Source organism: Streptomyces sp. YIM 130001, assembly GCF_003574445.1.
In the GTDB taxonomy this organism is placed as follows: Bacteria; Actinomycetota; Actinomycetes; order Streptomycetales; family Streptomycetaceae; genus Streptomyces.
In genome coordinates, this window is the sequence record NZ_KZ984554.1 from 143,262 (window position 1) to 164,905 (window position 21,644).

The 21,644-nt window shown below is 68.7% G+C and carries 21 protein-coding genes, 1 tRNA gene and 1 pseudogene; 10 read left to right on the forward strand and 13 right to left on the reverse strand.

What is annotated here, in order from left to right:
* The first annotated feature begins 30 nt into the window (after positions 1-30).
* The 4 genes from DSC45_RS14350 (at position 31) to DSC45_RS14365 (ending at position 3,380) form a co-directional block, all read left to right on the forward strand.
* The gene (locus tag DSC45_RS14350; RefSeq protein ID WP_119290826.1) at positions 31-606 is read left to right on the forward strand and encodes a TerD family protein; all 576 of its coding nucleotides are present in this window, start codon (positions 31-33) and stop codon (positions 604-606) included.
* A 155-nt stretch (positions 607-761) separates the two neighbouring features.
* Positions 762-1,337 carry a TerD family protein gene (locus DSC45_RS14355; protein ID WP_119290828.1) on the forward strand — a complete coding sequence of 192 codons (576 nt, stop codon included), beginning with the start codon at positions 762-764 and terminating at the stop codon, positions 1,335-1,337.
* 48 nt (positions 1,338-1,385) lie between these two features.
* On the forward strand, positions 1,386-2,537 hold the full coding sequence (locus tag DSC45_RS14360) for a DUF475 domain-containing protein (protein ID WP_119290830.1): 1,152 nt from the start codon (positions 1,386-1,388) through the stop codon (positions 2,535-2,537).
* A gap of 96 nt (positions 2,538-2,633) precedes the next feature.
* Positions 2,634-3,380, forward strand: a complete 747-nt coding sequence (locus DSC45_RS14365) for a TerD family protein (protein WP_119290831.1) — start codon at positions 2,634-2,636, stop codon at positions 3,378-3,380.
* A gap of 131 nt (positions 3,381-3,511) precedes the next feature.
* On the opposite strand, the gene DSC45_RS14370 is transcribed toward DSC45_RS14365, so the two are convergent.
* Entirely contained in the window at positions 3,512-4,438 is a 927-nt protein-coding gene (locus tag DSC45_RS14370) for a TerD family protein (RefSeq protein ID WP_119290832.1), read from the reverse strand.
* A 229-nt stretch (positions 4,439-4,667) separates the two neighbouring features.
* On the opposite strand from DSC45_RS14370, the gene DSC45_RS14375 reads away from it, so the two are divergent.
* From DSC45_RS14375 to DSC45_RS14385, 3 genes are all read left to right on the forward strand, one after another.
* The gene (locus DSC45_RS14375; RefSeq protein ID WP_119290833.1) at positions 4,668-5,894 is read left to right on the forward strand and encodes an HpcH/HpaI aldolase/citrate lyase family protein; all 1,227 of its coding nucleotides are present in this window, start codon (positions 4,668-4,670) and stop codon (positions 5,892-5,894) included.
* A gap of 282 nt (positions 5,895-6,176) precedes the next feature.
* A complete protein-coding gene (locus DSC45_RS14380; RefSeq protein ID WP_119290835.1) occupies positions 6,177-9,059 on the forward strand; it encodes a phosphoribosyltransferase in 2,883 nt (960 codons plus the stop codon).
* On the forward strand, positions 9,056-9,970 hold the full coding sequence (locus DSC45_RS14385) for an HAD family hydrolase (protein WP_240434634.1): 915 nt from the start codon (positions 9,056-9,058) through the stop codon (positions 9,968-9,970). The genes DSC45_RS14380 and DSC45_RS14385 overlap by 4 nt, the downstream gene beginning before the upstream one ends.
* On the opposite strand, the gene DSC45_RS14390 is transcribed toward DSC45_RS14385, so the two are convergent.
* The gene (locus tag DSC45_RS14390) at positions 9,864-10,547 is read right to left on the reverse strand and encodes a DedA family protein (protein WP_119290837.1); all 684 of its coding nucleotides are present in this window, start codon (positions 10,545-10,547) and stop codon (positions 9,864-9,866) included. The two genes, DSC45_RS14385 and DSC45_RS14390, sit on opposite strands and share 107 nt — an antisense overlap.
* A 133-nt stretch (positions 10,548-10,680) precedes the next feature.
* On the opposite strand from DSC45_RS14390, the gene DSC45_RS14395 reads away from it, so the two are divergent.
* Positions 10,681-11,835: a sensor histidine kinase gene (locus tag DSC45_RS14395; RefSeq protein WP_119290839.1), complete on the forward strand. Its 1,155-nt coding sequence runs from the start codon at positions 10,681-10,683 to the stop codon at positions 11,833-11,835.
* Complete coding sequence (locus DSC45_RS14400) at positions 11,826-12,470, forward strand: response regulator transcription factor (RefSeq protein WP_162929222.1); 645 nt, start codon at positions 11,826-11,828, stop codon at positions 12,468-12,470. The genes DSC45_RS14395 and DSC45_RS14400 overlap by 10 nt, the downstream gene beginning before the upstream one ends.
* A 42-nt stretch (positions 12,471-12,512) precedes the next feature.
* Here the strand turns inward: DSC45_RS14400 and DSC45_RS14405 are convergent, their stop codons facing one another.
* From DSC45_RS14405 to DSC45_RS14430, 6 genes are all read right to left on the reverse strand, one after another.
* Positions 12,513-12,740, reverse strand: coding sequence for an FmdB family zinc ribbon protein (locus DSC45_RS14405; protein WP_119290841.1), 228 nt, complete (start codon positions 12,738-12,740; stop codon positions 12,513-12,515).
* A 141-nt stretch (positions 12,741-12,881) separates the two neighbouring features.
* Positions 12,882-13,901, reverse strand: a complete 1,020-nt coding sequence (locus tag DSC45_RS14410; RefSeq protein ID WP_276145459.1) for a sugar kinase — start codon at positions 13,899-13,901, stop codon at positions 12,882-12,884.
* Positions 13,902-13,918: 17 nt separating this feature from the next.
* Positions 13,919-14,539, reverse strand: a complete 621-nt coding sequence (locus tag DSC45_RS14415) for a bifunctional 4-hydroxy-2-oxoglutarate aldolase/2-dehydro-3-deoxy-phosphogluconate aldolase (protein ID WP_119290843.1) — start codon at positions 14,537-14,539, stop codon at positions 13,919-13,921.
* A gap of 311 nt (positions 14,540-14,850) precedes the next feature.
* On the reverse strand, positions 14,851-15,402 hold the full coding sequence (locus tag DSC45_RS14420) for a DUF4383 domain-containing protein (RefSeq protein WP_119291233.1): 552 nt from the start codon (positions 15,400-15,402) through the stop codon (positions 14,851-14,853).
* A 169-nt stretch (positions 15,403-15,571) separates the two neighbouring features.
* Positions 15,572-16,939, reverse strand: coding sequence for a hypothetical protein (locus DSC45_RS14425; protein WP_119291236.1), 1,368 nt, complete (start codon positions 16,937-16,939; stop codon positions 15,572-15,574).
* Positions 16,940-17,343: 404 nt separating this feature from the next.
* Positions 17,344-18,132: a DUF4097 family beta strand repeat-containing protein gene (locus DSC45_RS14430; RefSeq protein WP_119290845.1), complete on the reverse strand. Its 789-nt coding sequence runs from the start codon at positions 18,130-18,132 to the stop codon at positions 17,344-17,346.
* A 184-nt stretch (positions 18,133-18,316) separates the two neighbouring features.
* Here DSC45_RS14430 and DSC45_RS14435 point away from each other — a divergent pair.
* Positions 18,317-18,391, forward strand: a tRNA-Val gene (locus DSC45_RS14435).
* Positions 18,392-18,459: 68 nt separating this feature from the next.
* On the opposite strand, the gene DSC45_RS14440 is transcribed toward DSC45_RS14435, so the two are convergent.
* The 5 genes and pseudogenes from DSC45_RS14440 to DSC45_RS14460 all read right to left on the reverse strand — a co-directional run.
* Positions 18,460-19,614 carry a tyrosine-type recombinase/integrase gene (locus DSC45_RS14440; protein WP_119290847.1) on the reverse strand — a complete coding sequence of 385 codons (1,155 nt, stop codon included), beginning with the start codon at positions 19,612-19,614 and terminating at the stop codon, positions 18,460-18,462.
* Complete coding sequence (locus DSC45_RS14445; protein WP_119290848.1) at positions 19,614-19,802, reverse strand: helix-turn-helix domain-containing protein; 189 nt, start codon at positions 19,800-19,802, stop codon at positions 19,614-19,616. Before DSC45_RS14445 ends, DSC45_RS14440 begins: the two co-directional genes overlap by 1 nt.
* Positions 19,799-21,178 carry a replication initiator protein RepSA gene (gene repSA, locus DSC45_RS14450; protein WP_119290850.1) on the reverse strand — a complete coding sequence of 460 codons (1,380 nt, stop codon included), beginning with the start codon at positions 21,176-21,178 and terminating at the stop codon, positions 19,799-19,801. Before repSA ends, DSC45_RS14445 begins: the two co-directional genes overlap by 4 nt.
* A complete protein-coding gene (locus DSC45_RS14455; RefSeq protein ID WP_119290852.1) occupies positions 21,171-21,362 on the reverse strand; it encodes a hypothetical protein in 192 nt (63 codons plus the stop codon). Before DSC45_RS14455 ends, repSA begins: the two co-directional genes overlap by 8 nt.
* 91 nt (positions 21,363-21,453) lie before the next feature.
* Positions 21,454-21,644 (reverse strand): annotated as a pseudogene (locus DSC45_RS14460) (SpdD-like protein); the annotation flags it as partial.

The window sequence follows — 21,644 nt, forward strand, 5'->3', positions numbered from 1 at the left end:
GCTGCCCCTCAATACTTTTTGGGAGGACTCGTGGGAGTCAGCCTCAGCAAGGGCGGCAACGTCTCGCTCTCCAAGGAAGCACCTGGCCTGACCGCCGTACTGGTCGGTCTCGGTTGGGACGTCCGTACCACCACCGGAACGGACTTCGACCTCGACGCCAGTGCCATCCTGACCCCCGAGGACGGCAAGGTGAGCAGCGATGCGAACTTCGTCTTCTTCAACAACCTCAAGAGCCCCGACGGCTCGGTCGAGCACACCGGTGACAACACCACCGGTGAGGGCGAGGGCGACGACGAGGCGATCAAGGTGAACCTGGCCGGAGTCCCGGCCGAGATCACCAAGATCGTGTTTCCGGTGTCGATCTACGACGCCGAGAACCGCCAGCAGTCCTTCGGCCAGGTGCGCAACGCGTTCATCCGCGTCGTGAACCAGGCCAACAACCAGGAGATCGCCCGGTACGACCTCTCCGAGGACGCCTCGACGGAGACCGCCATGGTCTTCGGCGAGCTGTACCGCAGCGGCGCGGAGTGGAAGTTCCGCGCGGTCGGTCAGGGTTACGCCTCGGGCCTGCGCGGCATCGCGCAGGACTTCGGTGTGAACGTCTGATCGGGATCCTTCTCCGTACGTACACGTGCTAGAAGTACGTCACGTACGCCCCGTACGGCCCCGATGCCGTACGGACATGTCCGGCGCCGCACGCTGAGTGCGGCGCCGGACGCCTTGTGTCAGTCTGTTCCAGCATTTCGGGGAGGATCACGATCATGGGCGTCACACTCGCCAAGGGGGGCAACGTCTCCCTGTCCAAGGCCGCACCCAACCTCACACAGGTGATGGTCGGGCTCGGCTGGGACGCACGATCCACCACCGGCGCCGACTTCGACCTGGACGCCAGCGCGCTGCTGTGTCAGGCCGGCCGGGTGCTCGGGGACGAATGGTTCATCTTCTACAACAACCTGACGAGCCCGGACGGATCTGTGGAGCACACGGGTGACAACCTGACGGGCGAGGGCGAGGGTGACGACGAGTCGCTGATCATCGATCTGCCGAAGGTTCCGGCGCACGTCGACAAGATCATCTTCCCGGTGTCGATCCACGAGGCGGACAACCGAAACCAAACGTTCGGCCAGGTCAGCAACGCCTTCATTCGCGTCGTCAACCAGGCCGACGGTCAGGAGCTCGCGCGCTACGACCTCTCCGAGGACGCCTCCACCGAAACTGCGATGATCTTCGGCGAGCTCTACCGTTACAGCGGTGAGTGGAAGTTCCGTGCAGTTGGCCAGGGGTACGCGTCGGGCCTGCGTGGCATCGCTCTAGACTTCGGGGTCAACGTTTCTTAAAGCCGCTCGCGGCGCGGGGGAGACCCGCACACAACGATGGGGTAGCCAGTGGTTCTAAAAACCTTCGGCTGGTCGTTCGCAGTTACTGCGCTCGGCCTGGTCGCGGCGGTGTTCTACGGAGGTTGGGCGGGGTTCGGGATCGTCGCGATCCTGTCCATCCTCGAAATTTCGCTGTCCTTCGACAACGCGGTGGTCAACGCCGGGATCCTGAAGAAGATGAATGCCTTCTGGCAGAAGATCTTCCTCACGGTCGGCATTCTCATCGCGGTCTTCGGCATGCGGCTGGTGTTCCCTGTCGTCATCGTCGCCATCAGCGCCTCGATCGGCCCGATCGAGGCCGTCGATCTGGCCATGACGGACAAGGACCGCTACCAGGAGCTGGTAACCGACGCTCACCCGTCGATCGCCGCCTTCGGTGGCATGTTCCTGCTCATGATCTTCCTCGACTTCGTCTTCGAGGACCGTGACATCAAGTGGCTCGGCTGGCTCGAGCGCCCGCTGGCCAAGCTCGGCAAGGTCGACATGCTGTCGGTCTGCATCGCGCTGATCGTGCTGATGATCTCTGCGATGACCTTCGCGGCCCACGCCCACCAGCACGGCGGCACTCACGCCGACAAGGCGGAGACCGTACTGATCTCCGGCATCGCGGGTCTGATCACTTATCTGATCGTCGGTGGTCTCTCCGGGTACTTCGAGGACAAACTCGAAGAGGAGGAGGAACGCGAGCACGAGGAGGAGGAAGAGGCCAAGAAGAAGGGCAAGCCCGTCTCGGCCGTCAAGCTCGCCGGCAAGGCCGCGTTCTTCATGTTCCTCTACCTCGAGGTCCTCGACGCGTCGTTCTCGTTCGACGGCGTGATCGGCGCCTTCGCCGTCACCAACGACATCGTCCTGATGGCGCTCGGCCTCGGCATCGGTGCCATGTACGTCCGTTCGCTCACGGTCTACCTGGTCCGCCAGGGCACCCTGGACGACTACGTGTACCTCGAGCACGGTGCGCACTACGCGATCGGCGCGCTCGCCGTGATCCTGCTCGTCACCATCCAGTACCAGATCCACGAGCTGATCACCGGTCTCGTCGGCGTCCTCCTGATCGCCGCGTCCTTCTGGTCCTCGGTCCAGCGCAACAAGCGGCTGGCCGCGGCCGAAGGAGGGAACGGCCCCGCCTCGGGGGAAAAGACAGAAGTCTCTTCCGGGGTGTGACCGACTGCCCGAACAGGGAAAGCTCCGAAGCGGGGCGGCCACGAGGTGGGACCTCGCGGCCGCCCCGCCGCATGGGATCAGACACCAGGGGGTGGGATGTCCTTCTTCGACGGGCTGCGGCGCGGACGTGCCGCGCAGTTCGACTCCGGCAGCGCTGCGTCCAACGCCATTGAGCTCACCAAACGGAACCCGTCCGTCTCGCTCAACAAGCAGGGGGCGGCCACCGGCAATCTCCGGGTCAATCTGTCCTGGAGGATGCGCACATCCGACATCGAAGGGCGTTCCAAGCAGGGCGGTCGGCTCTTCCGGCATCCGTTCCGGCTCTTTCAGCCGGACGTGGTCCAGGCCCACACCCAGGGTGTGGTCAACGTGGACCTGGACATCGGCTGCCTCTACGAACTCGTCGACGGCGGCAAGGGAGTGGTTCAGCCGCTGGGCGGGTTCTTCGGGGATCTGAACGCGCCGCCGTTCGTGAAGCTCAGTGGTGACGACCGCTTCGGCTCACCCTCCGGCGAGACCATCTACGTCAATCTCGACCATCGCGAGTCCATCAAACGCCTGCTGATCTTCTGCTACATCTACGACCAGACACCGGCCTTCGACCGTACGCACGCCAAGGTCACTCTCTACCCGAGCAACGGCCCGCGCATCGAGATCGAACTCGACGAACGCGCCCCGCAGGCCCGCTCCTGCGCCGTGCTCACCGTCGAGAACGTCAAGGGGGAGCTGACGGTGCGCCGGCAGGTGAAGTTCGTGTACGGCTTCCAGGCCGAACTCGACCGGCTCTTCGGGTGGGGGCTGCAGTGGGGGCGGGGGTACAAGTCGTCGGTGGGGGAGCGCTGAGGGGCGGCACGCGTGGCGCGGGGAGTGTGGGTCCTGCACGCCTGAGTAAAACGTCCGTGGGCGGCTTCTGTGCGGCGGGTCAGCGGGCGCCCGAGCGTGACGTCAGCCGTGCGCCGTCGGCCTCGGTGTGGTCAGCGGCCGGCGAACTGCGGTCCCTGGGGCGGTAGTTGGAAGTCGGGGTCGGGGGCGACGGTCGGGACGGGCGGGTTGATGGGGGCCGCTGCGCCGACGGGGTCGGTGGGCGCTGATTCGGGGCTGCCCACGGGCTGCGGATAGCCGTAGGAGCCGCCTTGCGCCGGGACGGGCTGGGGGTAGCCGTACGCGGGTGGTGCGGCGGTGGCAGCCGGTGCCGGGTGTACGAGGGGCGGTTCCACGGGCGGCTGGGGGTACCCGTACGCCGGCTGAGGCTCGGGGTCCGGGGACGGTGCGGGTGGCGGAGGGCCAGGGGTGGGGCTCGGTGGTGGTGCTGTGGGAGAGGCGGCCGGCGCCGCGGCGGGGGCAGGGGCCTCGGACTCGTCGACCGAGATGCCGAAGTCGGTGGCGAGGCCCACCAGGCCGTTGGAGTAGCCCTCGCCCAGGGCACGGAACTTCCAGGTGTCGCGCCTGCGGTACAACTCTCCGCAGATCAGCGCCGTTTCGGCTCCCGTCTCGGGGGTCACGTCGAAGTACGCGTACGGCTCGATGTCCACGTCGGTCGTGGCCGCGTCGTACAGCAGGATGCGCAGCTCCCGTACCTTGCCGAACGTCACGTCGTCCGCCGAGGCGACGATGAGTACGCGGTCGACCTCGTGACCCAGCCCGGAGAGGTCTGCCTGGATGGTGTCGGTGAGGCCTTCGGGTCCAGCCTTCTTGCCGAGCCGCCAGACCTTGCCCGACGGGTGGCGCGGCTGGTTGTAGAAAACGAAGTCCCCGTCGGAGCGCACCCGGCCGTCGGCGCCCAGGAGCAGCGCGGAGGCGTCGATGTCCGGGACATCGGGTCCCGCCGTCCAGCGCAGCACGGCGCGGACCGCCGTGACTTCGAGCGGGACGTTCGACCCCTTCACCATCGCGTGCGTCATGTCGTCATCCTGCCTTCCCGGTCGGTGCTCGGACAACGCGGGGGCGGCGGTATCCAGGGAGTTCTCTCAGTGGTTGGGGAGATTTCCGGCCGTAGGTGTGAGGACCGGTTACCGGAATTTCATCCGGGTGGGGAACTGTTGACATGCGTCTCCACGTACTATTACCGGCCACATCAAGTCAGCGGGAGCGCTGTATCGGGCAGTCAGGGTCCTGCAACGGGGGAGTCTCATGCGTCATTTCGGACATATTGCGCCTGAGATCCGGAAGGATCTATTCCACCGGGATCCGTGCGAGTTCACTCTGGACTCGCCACCCGAAGTGCTGTCCGTAGCCCTCGGGGCCACCCTGTACAGCCCCGCGACCAGGGTGCAGCTGGCCGACGACATCCTGAAGCAGGCCTCCCGTGGTGTGGTGTCCATGGTCATCTGCCTCGAGGACTCCATCGGGGACGCTGATGTCGAGCAGGCCGAGCAGAACCTGGTCACCCAGTTCTTCGAGCTCGCCGGGCGGGCCGCGTTGCTCCCGGAGGGGAGCCGGGGGGCGGACGCGCCTGAGTCGACTGCGCCCGCGGTCGCCGCGGGCGAGCTGCCGCTCTTGTTCATCCGGGTGCGGGAGCCGGCACAGATATCCGACCTGGTGCAACGCCTCGGCCCTGCCAGTGCACTGTTGTCCGGATTCGTACTCCCGAAGTTCACCGAGGAACGGGGCACACCGTTCCTGGAGGCCGTCGCCGCCGCGGAAATCGCGGGCCGGCGGCGCCTGTTCGCCATGCCGGTACTCGAGTCGCCGGAGCTCCTGCACCGCGAGACCCGAGGCGAGACCTTGGCCGGGATCGCGCGCACCGTCGACAAGTACCGAGACCGTGTTCTCGCCCTGCGCCTCGGAGTCACCGACTTCTGCTCGGTCTACGGTCTGCGGCGTACACCGGATATGACGGCCTACGACGTACAGATCGTGGCCTCCGTCATTGGCGATGTCGTGAACGAACTGGGCCGTGCCGACGGAACGGGCTTCACCGTCACCGGACCGGTCTGGGAGTACTTCAAGGTCCAGCAGCGGATGTTCAAACCACAACTGCGCAGCAGCCCGTTCCTCGGTCGGGCGGAGGAACTGCGCAGCACGCTCATCGAGCACGACATGGACGGTCTGCTCCGTGAGATCGAACTGGACCGCGCCAACGGCCTGCAGGGCAAGACCTGCATCCACCCCTCCCATGTGCTGCCCGTACACGCACTGTCCGTGGTCAGCCACGAGGAATACAGCGACGCCCAGGACATCCTGTGCCCGGAACGCGACGGCGGCGGCGTCCTGAGGTCGGCCTACACGAACAAGATGAACGAGGTGAAGCCGCACCGCGCCTGGGCCGAGCGCACGCTGCGACGAGCCGAGGTCTTCGGCGTCGCACGGGCCGACACGAGCTTCGTGGAGCTGCTCACGGCGGGCTTGCCGAGTTGATCCGTGAGCGGCGGTACGTGGGTCCACGCCACCGATCCCGTCGGTACGGAACTGCGCCGCCACCCCGTCTCCGTCGGTACGAGGGGGGCGGGTGAACTCTGTGAATCGGACAGCGCGAGTGCGAGGGGGACCGGCTGTGCCGGTGGAGGCAAGGGAACGAAGGGTGCGGGCGGCCGTGGCGATGGAACCGGTGCGGCAGGCTGTATCGACGGAACGAGCGGAACGAGCGGAACGAGCGGAACGAGCGCGGCGGGCCGCGTCGACGGAGCGAGTGGGACAGGCATGACGGAACCGAAGAGTGCGGCGACGGACGCGACCGGCGGCCGAGCGCCACGTGCAGCGAGGGCCGGCCTTGCGGCGCCGGCGGGCGAACCGGCGCCGCTCGGCACAAGGGCGACGACCGAGACCGGCCGATCGCCACGGCCGGGTGTCCACCCGACCTGGACCGGCACCTGGGTCGCCGAACGCCTCGGAGTCGAGCTCGCCGGTGACGAACAGCTCACGGCCATGCTCGGCCTCGCCCTGCGCCGCAACCCGAAGCGCGCCCACCTCCTCGTCTCCAACGTCCTCGGCAAGCACGTCCCGCAGAGCCCCACGGTCGTCTGGCGGGCCGGGTACGACCTCGGCGTCCGCGTACGCGACCTGCTCGGCACCGAGGAGGCCGTACGCGCCGTGGTTCTCGGATATGCCGAGACCGCCACCGGTCTCGGGCACTCGGTCGCCGACGGCCTCGCGCTCGCGCCGTGTCTGCACTCCACCCGCCGTCCGGTCGAAGGAGTCGACCGGGCCGGCGGCTTCGAAGAGTCCCATTCCCATGCCACCTCTCACCTGCTGCTCCCCGAGGACCCCGCCCTGCTGCGCGGCGACGGCCCGCTCGTCCTCGTCGACGACGAGTTCTCCACCGGCAACACCGTCCTCAACACCATCCGCGCCCTCCACGCCTCCTTCCCTCGCAAGCGGTACGTGATCGTCGCTCTCGTCGACATGCGCTCGGCCGCGGACCAGGGCCGGCTCGCGGAGTTCGCCGACGAGATCGGCGCCCGAGTCGACCTGATCGTCACCGCGACGGGCACGGTCCGCCTCCCCGCCGACGTCCTCCAGAAGGGCCAGGACCTCGTCGCGCGGTACGAGGCAACGACCTCCGCCGCCGCCCGTGCCGCTGCCTCCCCGACGGGGCCCTCCCGCACCGCCCGCTCGTCCGACCACTCCGCCGTCGTACCCGGCTCCAGGAACGGAAACGCGCCGTCCCCTGAGCCGCCGCCCGCTCCGATCCCCGAAGTGCCGGACGCGGCACCGGCGTTCGGGTCGGCACCGGCCGAGGCGACCCGGATCGACCTCGGCTGGCCCTCCGGACTGCCCGACGGCGGCAGGCATGGCTTCACGCCCCGCGACCGCGAGCGACTGGAAGGGGCCCTCCCCTCCATGGCCGCCCGCCTGGCCCAGGAACTCGGCCTCCCCGCCGAGCTCGGCACGTCCTCCTCGAGCTCACCGCCGCCCCTGCCCTCCTCGGGCGGCCGCCGCGCACGCGTCCTCGTGCTCGGCTTCGAGGAGTTGATGTACGCCCCACTTCGCCTCGGAGTCGCGCTCGAAGAATTCGCCGATGCCGATGTGCGCTACTCGACCACCACACGGTCCCCCGTTCTCGCTGTCGACGACCCCGGCTATGCCATCCGCAGCCGTCTCGTCTTCCCCGCCCATGACCGTCCTGCCGACGGCCCGGGCCCCCGCTATGCGTACAACGTCGCCGGCGCCGGCTTCGACGCGATCGTCGCCGTGGTCGACTCGACCGCCGACACCCCCGAACTGCACGCCCCCGACGGCCTCCTCGCTCAACTGGCCGCCCACACACCACGCGTGCTCCTGGTGAGCCTCCCCTCCTACGTGCCGTCACATCACCACATCGCTGCGGACCCCGCCTCACCTTCCGCCGCGCACACCGGCGTCAGCACCACCGACCGCACCACCGAACGGCAGGAACCATCCATGCTGCCCGAGCCCCTCCGAGGACCCGCCTTCTCCTCCTATAGGCCCGACGAGGTGGGCTGGCTGCTCCAGGACCTCTCCGACGCCGAGCTCGAGGCACCCACGGAGGAGCGTGAGGAGGCCATCCAGAGCGGCGGGGCGCACTACGCCGAGTCCCTGCCGGTCGAGTTCCAGCCGAGCCCGGCCTATCAGTCCCTCTTCACCTCCGCTCTGGAACAGTCCGCCGCCCGCGTCGCCATCGCGGTCGGCACGGTCACCGACACCGTTCTCGCCGAACGGGCACAACGCTCCGGCCAGCCCGATTCCCGGCCGGTCCTGGTGTCCCTGGCCAGGGCAGGAACCCCGGTCGGCGTCCTGATGCGGCGCTGGGCCCAGCACCGCCACGGCATCGAGCTGCCGCACTTCGCCGTGTCGATCGTGCGCGGCCGCGGCATCGACACCAACGCACTGCGCTGGCTCGCCGCCCACTACGACCCGGCCGACGTCGTCTTCGTCGACGGCTGGACCGGCAAGGGAGCCATCACCCGAGAACTCGCCCAGGCCCTGGAGCAGTTCGAGAAATCCACCGGCATCACCGGCTTCAGCCCCGAGATCGCTGTGCTCGCGGATCCCGGATCCTGTGTGCGCACCTACGGCACTCGCGAGGACTACCTCATCCCCTCCGCCTGTCTGAACTCCACGGTCTCCGGCCTCATATCCCGCACGGTCCTGCGTGCCGACCTCGTCGGACCCGACGACTTCCACGGCGCGAAGTTCTACCGCGAACTCGCCGGCTCCGATGTGTCCGCCGACTTCCTTTCCGCCGTCCAGGACCGCTTCGACGAGGTTTCCGGCATCGTGGACGCCCGGGTCAAGGAGATGCTCGCTCTCGACCGCGCCCCCACCTGGGAAGGATGGGCCGCCGTCGAACGCATCAGTGAGGCCTACGGAATCCACGACGTGAACCTGGTCAAGCCGGGCGTCGGCGAGACAACCCGCGTCCTCCTGCGACGCGTTCCGTGGAAGATCCTTGCCCGGCGAGGTGCGGGCCCCGACCTCGACCACCTCAGGATGCTCGCCGAACAGCGAGGAGTCCCCATCGAGGAGGTCGACGAACTGCCGTACTCCTGCGTCGGTCTGATCCACCCCCAGTACACCCGCGGAGCGACCGGGGCCGACGGCAAGGCGGTGACCGCCCCATGAGCACCCCGTCCCGCACCACCCGCTCAGCACCGGGAACCCTCGTGTCGACCACGCCTTCCGCAACCCGCCCCGCGGCCACCACCCTGGTCGCCAGCGACCTCGACCGCACACTCATCTACTCCGCCCCCGCCCTCCAGTTGTCCATGCCCGACGCCCTCGCCCCCCGGCTGCTGTGCGTCGAGATCTACGACAACAAGCCGCTGTCCTACCTCACCGAAGATGCTGCCGAGCTCTTCGCCGAACTCGCGCGCACCACCTGCTTCGTGCCGACCACCACCCGGACCCGCGAGCAGTACAGGCGCGTCCACCTCCCCGGTCCAGCACCACAGTTCGCCATCTGCGCCAACGGCGGTCACCTCCTCGTCGACGGAGAGTCCGACCCGGATTGGCAGCGCCACGTACGCCGGCGACTGGCTGACGAGTGCGCCTCACTCGATGAGGTCCGAAGCCACCTGCAGCGCGCCGCCGACCCTCACTGGCTCCTCAAGGAGCGCGTAGCCGAAGACCTCTTCGCCTATCTGGTCGTGGACCGGGCCCTCCTACCCGAAGGCTGGGTCAAGGAGCTCGCCGAATGGGCCGAGCCCAAGGGATGGACCGTGTCCCTACAGGGCCGCAAGATCTACGCCGTGCCCCAGCCGCTCACCAAGAGTGCCGCGATGCGCGAAGTCGCCGAACGCACCGGCGCCGAACTCACCCTCGCCGCCGGGGACTCGCTCCTGGACGCCGACCTGCTGCTCGCCGCGGACCACTCCTGGCGGCCGGGCCACGGCGAACTCGCGGACTCCGGGTGGCGTGCACCGAACCTCACGGTTCTCGCCGAACAGGGGGTGGCGGCTGGGGAGCAGATTCTGCGTGAGTTCCTGCGCGCCTCCGGCCACGACCGGGGCGCGCGAGTATCCGCGTCCCGATGAACAGCAGCAGGGCGAGCGCGGCACCGGCGAGGACCACCGTCGAATAGGTGGACACGTATCCCGTCACCTGCGACCAGTTGTCACCGAGCTGGTAGCCCGCCAGGACGAAGACGGTGTTCCAAATCGCGCTGCCGAGCGTCGTGAGGAACAAGAACATCGACACCGGCATCCGCTCCACGCCGGCGGGCACGGAGATCAGGCTGCGGAAGATCGGGATCATCCGGCCGAAGAACACCGCCTTGCGGCCGTGCCGGGTGAACCAGGCCTCTGTCCTTTCTATGTCGGAGACCTTGACCAACGGCAGCCGTGACGCGACGGCGATGATGCGGTCGCGGCCGAACAGCGCACCCAGGCCGTACAGGGCGAGCGCACCGACGACCGAACCCGTCGTCGTCCACAGCAGGGCAGCCGTGAGGTTCATCTGGCCCGTGCTCGCCGCGAATCCCGTGAGCGGCAGGATCACTTCGCTGGGCAGGGGTGGGAAGAGGTTCTCCAGGGCGATGGCCAGGCCTGCGCCGGGAGCCCCGAGTGTGTCCATCAGGCTGGTGATCCAGTGAGGTGCGGTGCTTTCGATCATGCCCCCAGGCTAGAAACTCGTAGCTGAAGGCACACTGAAGGCGACCGCAAGAAACAGGTGGTGCGCACCGCAGTTGAGTCTTGCGGTTTTCCGCAATGCGCTCCGGCAGCTCGGCCCGCTAGCGTGCCTGATCATGAAAGCAATGGCACGAAGCGGGCTGAGGCTCGGAACAGGACTGGGGCTCGGAGCCGTCGCGGCCATCGCCGAGCTGGTCTTCGTGCTGCTGTCCGCACTGGCCCTGCTGTTCGTGCAAGCCTGGCCCGGTCCGCGGCGCGTCGTACAGGGACAGGTCGGGCGCCTGGCCAGACGGCTCGCGGAGGCGCACCGCCGCCGGCTCGACACCTACTTGGACGTCCAGTGCTCTCCGGCGTACCCGGATGCACAAGCGCTCGCGTACGTCGCTACCCGCTGGCCCTTGGGAATCCTGGGTGCGGTCGTGCTCCTCAGCGTGATTCTGGGAGCCGGGTACGGCTCGCTGGTGTTCGTCGGGTGGTTCATACCGGGTGTGCAATACCCCGTGACCCTGCTGCTCACCGGGTGTGCCGGTCTGTTCCTTCTCTTCCTCGCCGTCCAGGGCGTGCTCGGCGTCGCCACATTGGAGCGGAAGCTGGCACGCCGGTTTCTGGGTCCGAGCCGGCAGGAAGAACTCAAGCGCCGCATCGAGGAGCTCGCCGTGAGTCGGGCCGGTGTGGTGGAAGCCGTCCACGACGAACGACGCCGTATCGAAAGAGACCTGCACGACGGGGTGCAGCAGAGACTGGTGGCGCTCGGCATGCTCCTGGGGCGTGCCGTGCGCGGTCAGGATCCGGACCGCTCGGCCGAACTCCTGCGCCAGGCACACGAGGAGAGCAGACATGCACTGACCGAACTGCGCGAGGTCGCCTGGAGGATCTATCCGACCGTGCTGGACGAGGCGGGCCTGCGGGCGGCGTTGGAAACGGTGGTGGAGAGATCGACGATCGAGGTGTCCCTGACGTACGAGATAGCGAACGAACCCCGCCGTCCGGTGGCGACCGTCGCCTACTTCGTGGTCTCGGAAGCCGTCACGAACGCTCTGAAGCATTCCGAAGCCAGCCGGATACGCGTCGAAGTGAGGGAGGTCGAGGTCGCGGCGGGCGAATCCCGGTGCGTCGTACGTATCGAGGACAACGGCACGGGGGGAGCCGACCCAGACGGCAGCGGTCTGATCGGCCTGGCCCAGCGTCTGGCCGCACTCGATGGGAGACTCGCGGTGAACAGCCCTGAAGGTGGGCCGACGATCATCACAGCGGAGCTGCCGTGCGTCTGATCCTCGCCGAAGACTCGACTCTGCTGCGCGAAGGCCTGGTTCGGTTGCTGGTCGAGGAGGGCCATGAGGTCCTCGCGGCAGTCGGGGACGCCGATCAGCTGATCGAGGCGGTGTCCGGGCAGCGTCCGGACGCGGTCGTGGCCGACGTCCGGATGCCGCCCTCGCACACGGACGAAGGACTGAGGGCGGCGCTGGAGATCAGGGAGCGCTGGCCGGGGGTCGGAGTCCTGGTGCTGTCGCAGTACGTCGAGCGGAGGTTCGCCACCGAGCTGCTGACGGGCGAGTCCGAGGGAGTGGGCTATCTGCTGAAGGACCGGGTGGTGCAGGTCGACGAGTTCCTCGACGCACTGGAGCGGGTGAGCCAGGGCCGTGCGGCCTTCGACCCAGAAGTGGTGCGCCAACTCCTCGGCCGTTCCGAGCACACGGACCTGCTCGCTCGGCTTACCGCCAGGGAGCGCGGCGTTCTCGCCGAGATGGCGCAAGGGCATACGAACGCGGCCATCGCGGAACGGCTCCACGTGTCACAGAGCGCAGTGGAGAAACACATCAACGCGATCTTCGACAAATTGGAACTGACCGGCACCGCGGGCTATTCACGACGCGTACTCGCCGTGCTCCGCTACTTGGGCACCTGACGACGACCGGCCGCCTCGGCAACCGACAACGGCCTGCCGCGGTCAGCCGCAGCAGCCCCCGCCGCAGCACCCGCCGCCCCCACCACTGCCGGTGGCCGGCGCGGGAGCACCGGCCGAGCCGGCCGCACCACCCACGGCGACGGTGGACAGGAGCTTCACGGTGTCCGCGTGACCCGCGGGACAGTCAGCCGGCGCGGCGGACTCGGACATCGGACGGCTTACCTCGAAGGTGTCGCCGCAGCTCCGGCAGCGGAATTCATAACGGGGCATGCGCACAGGCTAACCGCCCGCTGGCGCGACGGGAACGCCACGACCGACGGGAGACGATCGAGACGAAGGGCGCAGGCCAAGGAGACGAGGCACCCAAGACCGCAACAACGCGAGGAGGTGACCGTAGTGACCGAGAGAGCGTCAGCGCACCACGGTGCCGGAAGCCGCACCGAGGAGCCCCAGCTCCGCCCGGGTCGGGGCACCTTCCCAGTCCCCGTACGAGGCCACGGCGAACGCCCCGGTCGTGACCGCGCGCTCCAGCCTGCCGGCCACGTCCGCACCGTCGAGCAGCGCGGACACGTACCCGGCGACGAAGGCGTCACCGGCGCCCACGGGATCGACGGCCTCCACGGCTCGGGCCGGACGGTGCAGGCTGCCGTCCGCGGTGTACGCCGTCGCTCCTGCCGCTCCGAGCTTCACCACGACCTCGCGTACACCGTGCGACAAGAGCCTCTCGGCCTGCTGCACCGTCCCGTCCTGCGGGTCGACCGCCTCGTCCGGCGAAGTGCCATCGGCCAGACACAGCGGAAGCTCGTCGTCGGAGGCGATCAGTACGTCGACGTACGGGATCCAGTCGCGCAGCACGGCTGCCGCGTCAGCCCGGTCCCACAGCCGGGAGCGGAAGTTGACGTCGAGGCAGACCAGCGTGCCGTGCTCACGGGCCAGCTCGAGGGCCCGTCGTGCGGCGCCGAGCGGCCCGGGCCCGAGGGCGGGGGTGATGCCGGTGAGATGCAGCAGTCGGGGCCGTGCCCCCGCGCCGTCGAGGAAGGCCTCGGCGACGGTGTCGCTGTCGACCCGGGAGCCTGCGGAACCGGACCGGTAGTAGTGCACCCGCGTCACCTGAGGCAGCCGAGGCTCGAAGAGGATCAGGCCGGTCGGAGCGGAAGCGTCCCGGGAACTGCCGGAGACGTCCACGTCCTCGGCCCGGAGCGTACGCAGCACCAGTTCACCGGCCTCGTCGTCACCGACGGCACCCGCCCATCGCACCCGATGCCCGAGCCGCGCAAGCCCGATGGCGACGTTGGACTCGGCACCAGCGACGGACACATCCAGGGAACCGCCCAACTTGAGCGGCCGGCTCCCGCGCAACGCGACCATCGTCTCGCCGAACGTGAACACCTCCGGAGCCTCGCCACTCGCCGGCACTCCACCCTCGCTCACCGGCACACCACTCCCCTTCACGAGCAGACCGCCTTGAACTCGGCGGCGCGACGGCGCAGTCCGCCCAGATCGCCCCCGTCAGCCGCATCCCCGACGAGAGGAGAGCCGACTCCGACCGCCACAGCACCCAACCGGAGATAGTCGGCGGCCTCCGACGCACCGACCCCTCCGACCGGCACGAACGGCACATCGGGGAACGGCGCGCGCAACGCCTTCAGATAGGAGGGACCACCCATCGCGGACGCAGGGAAGATCTTGAGCGCCGTCGCCCCGTACTCGGCGGCCTGGCACACATCGGTGGGGGTGAGCACTCCGGCCAGTACCGGCAAGCCTTTCTGCACGGCGGTACGCACTCCGGGCCCGAGCCCGGGAGTCACGATCAGGTTGGCCCCGGCGGTGGCCGCCCGTTCTGCGTCTGCCGCGGTGAGGATCGTTCCTGCGCCGAGCCAGGCGGAGTCACCGAGTTCGGCACGTGCTCGTTCGATGACCCGTAGGGCGTCCGCGCTGCTCAGCGACACCTCGACCAGGTCCACTCCCACCTCGGCGAGCGCCAGTACCGTCCTGAACGACGCCTCCGGATCCTTGCCGCGGACGATGGCGACGAGCCGCCGGGCGCGCAACGCGCTGCTGAAGTCCATATGCCTCATTCCTTGGGGACTCCGTCCGGCCGAAGGCAATACAGGCACACGGACAGGCACAGCCTCCGACGCCGAATCGTAGGATCGTCCTGGTCGTCGTCCTGGTCGATCGTCGCGTTCCGCGCATGCCCTCGCACGCCTCGGCCGAGCACACGGATGTGGACGAAACTCTACGTGCGCACCCACGTGGGTCCCCGGCCGGGCAGGCTCCAGGGCACATGCGACGGCTCAGGCGCCTGCGTGACCACGCCCCTTGCCCGTACGACCGTACGAAGCGCCTCCGCGCCTCCGCGCCTCCGCGCCTCCGCGCCTCAAGCCGGCAGGCGGCGTGGGGCGTCCTTCCGGCGCTGCTCATCGGCGGCCTGCTCGGGGTGCCGTGCTTTCCAGTACGGGTTGTCGTGCGGCAGTGCGCTGCCGACCCGGCCGTACATACCGAAGAGCATCAGCAGGACGCCCACCACAAAGCTGAAGAGCACGTTCTGGATGCGGAAGGCCAGGAAGTTGAGGCCCGTCTCGAGCAGCGCGAGGTTGACGAAGCCACTCAGGATGAAGGCGATGCCGAGAACCATGTTGAGCGTCGACGCGAAGTTGCCCCCGATCACCATGCCGACGAAAAGGAGCAGCCCGACACAGATGGACAGCACACTGAGCGCACCATTGGTGTTCAGCCCGGCAACGCTGTCACCGCCGGTGTCGAAGAAGCCGACCTGATCGATCAGTCCCAGGATGCCGAAGGCGAGCAGGAGCAGGCCCATCAGACCGGCGCCTACGCGATAGACCTTGCTCAGCCGGTGGTCGACGGGAAGGTGCTCGTCGAGGGTGATGCGCCGCTTGCTGTCGGAGCGAACTACTTGGGTGGCCATGTCCGCCTCCCTCGGGGTCACGGAGGCCCTGGTCCCGACGCGCTGGGCGCGCCGTACGTCCAGCATCCGCCCTCGGCGCCACGACCGCCACATCGGACCCGGGGCTCGCCGGCGACCCGGCTCCCGGCTCTCCCGGACAAAGGCCCAGGCCACGCCCATAGCGGGTTGTCTACGCTCCCGAGCCCCGGTCCTCACGGATCCGGGAGACGACTCGGCCCACGTTCTGGCGGACGGCCTCCGTCTCGGTCAGGAAGTGCCAGTAGTCGGGATGGCGGCCCTCGAGTGAGGCGATCGCCCGGTCCAGCCGGGCCACCGAGTCGTCCAGCGGCCTGGCGTGCTGCGGATCCGGCGTGTGCCGGCCCGCCATGGCGAGCCGCTGCGCATCCCGGATGGCGAACCGAGTGCGTTCGATCTCCTGCTCGGGGTCCTTCGACACGGCATTGAGCTGCTGCAGGCGATCGCCGGCCGCCGACACCGCCTCGTCGGTCGTATTGAGCAGGGCACGCACCGTACTCAGCAGCGCGGTCGCATCCGGCCAGCGCTGCTCGTCGCGAGCCGTACGGGCTTCGGCGAGCCGTTGCTCGGCCTGTTTGACCCATGTCGACGCCTGGTCGGGGACCTGCTGCAAGTCCTGCCAGCAGGCCGCCGAGAAGCGGCGCCGAAGCTCGCTGAGTACCGGGTCCACCTGCGAAGCACGCGTGGTCAGCGCCTGAGCCCGGGTACGCAGCGACACGATGCGCTTGTCCGTCTCGGCTGCCAGCTCGGGCAGGCGCTCCGCCTCGGCCTTGATCGTCTCGGCCTCACGCAGCACGTGATCGGCTCGATGCAGGGTGTCGGTCACGCCGTGCCGTCCGGCGCCCTGGTTGAGCTTGGTCAGTTCGGGGCCGAGGGTCGCCAGACGAGCGGCGAGATCATCGGCACGCAGTCCGGAGTCACGGGCCGAGTCGAGGGCGGTGCTGGCGGCGAGGAGCGCTTGGCGGGCCCGCTCGATGGCGGGGGCGAGGCGCGCCAACTGTGTCTCGGCCTTGTCCAGGAGCGGGCCGAGTCCCTGGGCGAACCGGTCGAGGTCCTGCTTGACCCTGACCAGATCGTCCTTCGCCCTGGTCAGCTCGGTCTTCGCCTGCGTGGCGACCGATGCCTCCAGGTCGTCACGGTCCAGGTCGTGGGCATCCACGGCGGCGATGTAGCGGTGGCTGGCCTCGTCGATCCGGTGCCCGAGCGCCTCGAAGTCGGAGACAGACCGCTGGGCGGCGGGCGTGCTGGCGACCGCGGTGATCGTTTCGATGGAGATACGCAGATCGCGTTGAGCCGTGTCGAGCTCGTAGAACGCAGCGGCCGCGGCGTCCTTGGCCGCCTGAGCCTCAGCACGCTGTCCCTCGCCCCGGCCACCGAACCAGCGTCGCGTACCACCGCCGGCGAAGGCCGCCGGAAGCGTCGCGACGAGGAGTGGCACCGGGAGCGCCATCAGGGACAGCACGTCACGGACAGCGCGCCACGACGTCTCGAGCGGAACGGTTCTGGTGGGGGAGGACCGCACGGCGCGTGATCCGACGGGGCGTCGCCGGTTTTCCGCGCTGCGTCCGCTCACCCCGCGGCCCTGTTCGGCTGTCGGGTTGCCGGCTCCGGCCTCCGTGCCACTGACCGCGGTCGCACCGCTCGCGTCACCGTCCGCGTGGTGCCGATGGGTGGTCACGGCCGACGGTTCGTTGACCAGGGCAGCTGGGAGAGGACCCGCGGACTCACGGTGGCGCGCAACTTTCTGCGTGTACGGCTGCGATGGTGTCGCCGTCACATCCCTCTCCCGTGCTGTGATCCGCCCTGCCCGGTGACATTCTCCCACCGGTTGACGTCGAACACACGGGTCCTTTAGATCGCGCTTACGGAGTCCGGGCCTTCACCCTGCGCCGAACGACACCCTCCGCTCCTCGTGCCCCATCGCACTCAGCGCTCGCGCACGGTCACACTGCCGTCGTCACTGTGCGCCGCAACCGCGTGCCGGCTGCCGGCATTCCGCGGAACGCTCACGTCCACAGAACCGTCCCCACTGTCCGCATCCACCCGGTACGTACCGCGAGGAACCTCCACCGTGACGGAACCGTCCGCGCTCCGCGCCTCCACGCGATCCGGAACTCCGGTGAGCCCCAGGTCCACGCGGCCGTCGTCGGACCGTGCCGTGACCTGGCGGGACGTCACACCCTTGGCCTCCACCCGCCCGTCCCTGCTGTGCAGGTCGAGCGGCCCCTTGGAATCCAGGACGGTCACACTGCCGTCGTGGGCGCGAATCCTGAGTGGCGCGGCGATCTTCTTCGCCGAGACCGACCCGTCGCCGTTGACCACATCCACCTGCACCCCGCGCGGCACCTCGATGCGATGCCGGGCGGCGCAACTCACCGCTACCCCTTGGCACTTGGTGCGCAGCTTCAGCGTGTCGCCCGTCAACTCCCACTCCACGCCGGCCTGCCCGCCGAGAACCGTCCTCCCGGCGAACCACCTGGTCACCTCGACCCGTCCAGCACCGCCGCTCTTCTCGCCGTCCGCCGCCACCAGCTCGATCGCCGAGTCGTTGGAGTCGACCTTCAACGTCCGCCCCTCGAGTCCGAACGACCGAGTCTCCGGCTCGTCGTCCGACTCCGCGTCGGCGCATCCCCCGGCCAGCAGCGCGACGGCCACCACCCCGCCGAACGCGACGGCATAACGACGGCGACGGCCACCTGCAGCATGGCTGCTCATCCTGATCTCCCCGGGCAGTGCGACGGTGTATCTGAGCCTCTCCCTCAGAAACTACGAACCCGCGCCCGCCCAGGGCATCCGGGACGCCACCGAATCCCGGGTGGGGAAAACCCCCGAGCCACCCCAGGCCCGACAGCCGTTTGCCCTGCCCGTCCCGCGTCAGGGTAGGCTGTCGAAACATCCCGGGCGCGTAGCTCAGCGGTAGAGCGCTGCCCTTACAAGGCAGATGTCGGCGGTTCGAAACCGTCCGCGCCCACCAGCACAAAGACCCCCAGCCGATCTTGGCTGGGGGTCTTTGACATCCGGATCTGACATCAACGGGCATGGTCATTCACGGTCGGGTCGCCGCCTCAACAGCCGGTCCAGGTGGCCGATCGCCTCGCGCTGGGTGTCCTGCACGACGTGCGCGTACACGTTCATGGTCACCGCGATCTGACTGTGCCCAAGGATCTCCATCACGACGCGAGGCGGGACACCGGCAGCGGTGAGGAGTGTGGCGCAACCGTGCCGGGCATCGTGCAGCCGAATCACGCGGAGCCCGGCATCGCTCGCGACGCGGGTGAAGGACCGGTACAGGTTCCTCGGCTCGATCGGCCGGCCGTTCCGAGTGGTGAAGACGTAGTCACCGTCGGCCCACCGGTCACCAGCTTTGGCCCGCATTTCGGCTTGCCTCAGCCGTTGCCAACGCAGCGGCGCGACGCAGATCCCGGGGAGCGGCAAGGACTGCTTGCGCCGACGCCCCTTGGGATCATCGTCGTACGCCTCACCGCTGACCCGCTGACGCTGCTTCCTGACGCGAATCTCGCGCTTATCGAGATCAACGTCCCGCCAGTGAAGTCCGACGATCTCTCCCCGCCGGAACCCGAGCGCGATGGCGAGCACAAAGGCCGCGTACAAGGGGTCCTTGCGGGACGCGGCAAGGAAGTCGAGCGTCTCGGCCAGCGACCACGGCTCGATGTCGGGTGCGTCCACGGTGGGAGGGTCCACGAGCGTGACGACGTTCCGCGTGATCAGCTCTTCGCGACAGGCGGCGGAGAGCGCAGTACGCAGGACCTTGTGGGTCTCCTTTGCCGTCGCCGCAGTGGTCTGCTGCTCCAGTTTCGCGAGGAAGCGACGTACATCCGCGACGCTCAGGGACTCCAGCCGCTTCTTTCCGATCATGGGCACCAGGTAGAGCCGGACGTGCACTTCGTACTTCGCGTACGTGGTGCGCTTCCGACGAGGCTTGATCACGTTGTCCAGCCAGTACGTCAGCCAGTCGGCGAGCTTGGCCGAACGGGTGGGTACCGGCACGCCCTGGTCGACTTTGGCGAGGAGTTCGCGGCGCTTGGTGTCGCATTCGGTCCAGGTCTTGCCGTAGGCGAACTTCCGGGCGCGGGTGCCGTCCGGCTGGAGCACGTAGACCGCGCACTGGTAACGGCCGTCCTTGCGCTTGGTGATGGTGCCCGCGCCGTTGGGGTTGCGCTTGCGCTGACTGGCCATCAGGCGGCCTCCTCGATCTGGCCGAGAACGAAGTCCCGCACCGCGTCAGCAGGTATGCGCCGGGACCGGTCGATCTTGATGGAGACCAGGCGGTGCGAGCGGATGAGGTCGTACACCTTTGATCGGCCGAGCTTGAGCCGCTCCATCGTCTCGGTGACGGTCAGCAGCTCGGCTTGGTTGGTGGTCATACTGCGGCTCCTTCCGGGGTGAGTTGGTCGCGTAGGGCTTCGCGGGCGGTGTCGCGGTTGGTCTGGAGGTCGCGGGCGATCGATGCTGCGAGGGCGGATTCGCCGGGGGTGTGGCCGTGTCCGGCGTATTGCCAGTCGGCGAGGACCAGGACGGTGTCGGGTGCGTGGTCGTCGAGGTCGAGGGCGGCGCGTTCTTGGGCTGCGCGGTAGTCGGCGCGGGTCTGGCGGAGGTTGCCGAGGGTGGTGGAGTAGCGGCGGGACTTGGAGGAGAAGTGGCCGCGGAAGCCGAGCATGTGAGCCCAGGCCCAGAGACGGCGTTCGGGGTAGAGCGGGTCGAGGACCTTGCACGCCTCGATCAGGCGGCGGGTGTGGTCGGGGACGTGGTGGCGGTCGAGTTCGGAGAGTTCACCGATGCGGCGGTCGAGGGTGCCGGTGTTCTCTGCTGCCTTGGTGGCGTACTTGGCGACGTAGGAGGCGACGGCCTGTTCGGTGATGTCGGAGCCGTCCCCGAACGCTTGGATGGGGCGGATGTCGAGTTGTTGGCCCCAGCGAAACGGCCGGCACGGCGCACCGTCAGCGGCCGGGACCGTGACGGTCGTGTACGAGTGGGCGACTGCAGCACGGATCGAGTCGGTGAGCGTGCCGGGGGTAGCCCAGGACGGGGGCGGGTCCTCAGGGCCGTCGGGTCCGTCGATGCGGATCACGGCATGGAAGTGGATGGCTCCGCGCTTTTGGAACTCGGCGACCTTGCCGTACGACAGCCGGGTCGTCTCCTTGAGTTCGCGTTGGGTGATCCCGGCGCGGGAGGCGAGTTCGCGGCGGAGTCGGTTGGCAAAGCGGTGCCACAGGTCACCCGCATGGTTGTTGAACAGCACGGCACCGGCGTAGTCGTACGTGGCCGGGTCGAGAGCAGTCCCGAGGGCGGGGTCGTTCTCGGGGTGGTGGGTGCCGCAGCGGCAGGCGCCGGAGTCCGGGCGGTTGTGGACCGGGCCGAATGACGGGGCGGTCAACGTGGCGAAGACGCGGGGATGTTCGCGGACGGTGGCAGGGATGTCGCGGGCGGTGTCTCCGGCGAGCCCGGCACGGATCAGATGATAGGTGTCCCCCGCGTACGTGAACGCGCAGGACGGGCAGCGCGATGCACGCCGGTTTCCGCACGCGAGACGGAGGCGTCCGCCCGGCTCATGCTCGGTGCTGTAGTGGTGCAGGGTCTGTCCGGTGACCTTGTCTTTGGTGACGGTCCAGCCGGTCAAATGGATGGGGTCGGCGCAGCCGCCGGTGTGTTGGATCTGTTCGTGCCAGCGGTCGTAGTCGTCTGCTCCGGCCACCCGTAGGAGGTCGCGGAGGGTGAGGGGGTCGAGGAGAGGGTTAGACACGGGCACGCTCCCGGGCCAGGGCTGTGATGGGGCGGGTGGTGCCGGTGCCGTGGCAGGTGGGGCAGTGGGCGGTGATGGTGTGCAGGTGTCCGTGTCGGTTGCGGCCGCCGAGGGTGATGGCGGCGGTGGCGAAGCCGTCGCAGGCCGGGCAGATTCGACCAGTGGGGCGGGTGTGCTGGGTCATGATGGGGTTTCCCTTTCGGATCGGTTGGTCGGTAAGGGGGCGCGGTTCCCGGGCGGTTGAGACTTGGCGGTTGAGGCCGCCCGGGGGCCGGTCAGCGTCGGGTGTCGGTGCGCATGAGTGAGCGGATAACCAGGGCGCAGACGGCGATGGATGCGCCGGTGATGGCGACGGCGAGGAGCATCGAGACCAGGACCGCGCCGACGACGAGGACCGCAGCCGTGCCACCGCCGACGGCGAGTGCGAGGGCGCCGGGGGTGAGCTGCACCGTCGGACGCACCGGAA

Bases quoted from the DNA above. Each gene is read 5' to 3' on its own strand.
- DSC45_RS14370 (WP_119290832.1), bottom strand. From the start codon at position 4,438: ATGACGCACGCGATGGTGAAGGGGTCGAACGTCCCGCTCGAAGTCACG.
- DSC45_RS14390 (WP_119290837.1), bottom strand. From the start codon at position 10,547: ATGATCGAAAGCACCGCACCTCACTGGATCACCAGCCTGATGGACACA.
- DSC45_RS14440 (WP_119290847.1), bottom strand. From the start codon at position 19,614: ATGGCCAGTCAGCGCAAGCGCAACCCCAACGGCGCGGGCACCATCACC.
- DSC45_RS14365 (WP_119290831.1), top strand. From the start codon at position 2,634: ATGTCCTTCTTCGACGGGCTGCGGCGCGGACGTGCCGCGCAGTTCGAC.
- DSC45_RS14455 (WP_119290852.1), bottom strand. From the start codon at position 21,362: ATGACCCAGCACACCCGCCCCACTGGTCGAATCTGCCCGGCCTGCGAC.
- DSC45_RS14415 (WP_119290843.1), bottom strand. From the start codon at position 14,539: ATGGACTTCAGCAGCGCGTTGCGCGCCCGGCGGCTCGTCGCCATCGTC.
- DSC45_RS14375 (WP_119290833.1), top strand. From the start codon at position 4,668: ATGCGTCATTTCGGACATATTGCGCCTGAGATCCGGAAGGATCTATTC.
- DSC45_RS14355 (WP_119290828.1), top strand. From the start codon at position 762: ATGGGCGTCACACTCGCCAAGGGGGGCAACGTCTCCCTGTCCAAGGCC.
- DSC45_RS14420 (WP_119291233.1), bottom strand. From the start codon at position 15,402: ATGGCCACCCAAGTAGTTCGCTCCGACAGCAAGCGGCGCATCACCCTC.
- DSC45_RS14395 (WP_119290839.1), top strand. From the start codon at position 10,681: ATGAAAGCAATGGCACGAAGCGGGCTGAGGCTCGGAACAGGACTGGGG.
- DSC45_RS14445 (WP_119290848.1), bottom strand. From the start codon at position 19,802: ATGACCACCAACCAAGCCGAGCTGCTGACCGTCACCGAGACGATGGAG.
- DSC45_RS14380 (WP_119290835.1), top strand. From the start codon at position 6,177: ATGACGGAACCGAAGAGTGCGGCGACGGACGCGACCGGCGGCCGAGCG.
- DSC45_RS14405 (WP_119290841.1), bottom strand. From the start codon at position 12,740: ATGCCCCGTTATGAATTCCGCTGCCGGAGCTGCGGCGACACCTTCGAG.
- DSC45_RS14385 (WP_240434634.1), top strand. From the start codon at position 9,056: ATGAGCACCCCGTCCCGCACCACCCGCTCAGCACCGGGAACCCTCGTG.
- DSC45_RS14430 (WP_119290845.1), bottom strand. From the start codon at position 18,132: ATGAGCAGCCATGCTGCAGGTGGCCGTCGCCGTCGTTATGCCGTCGCG.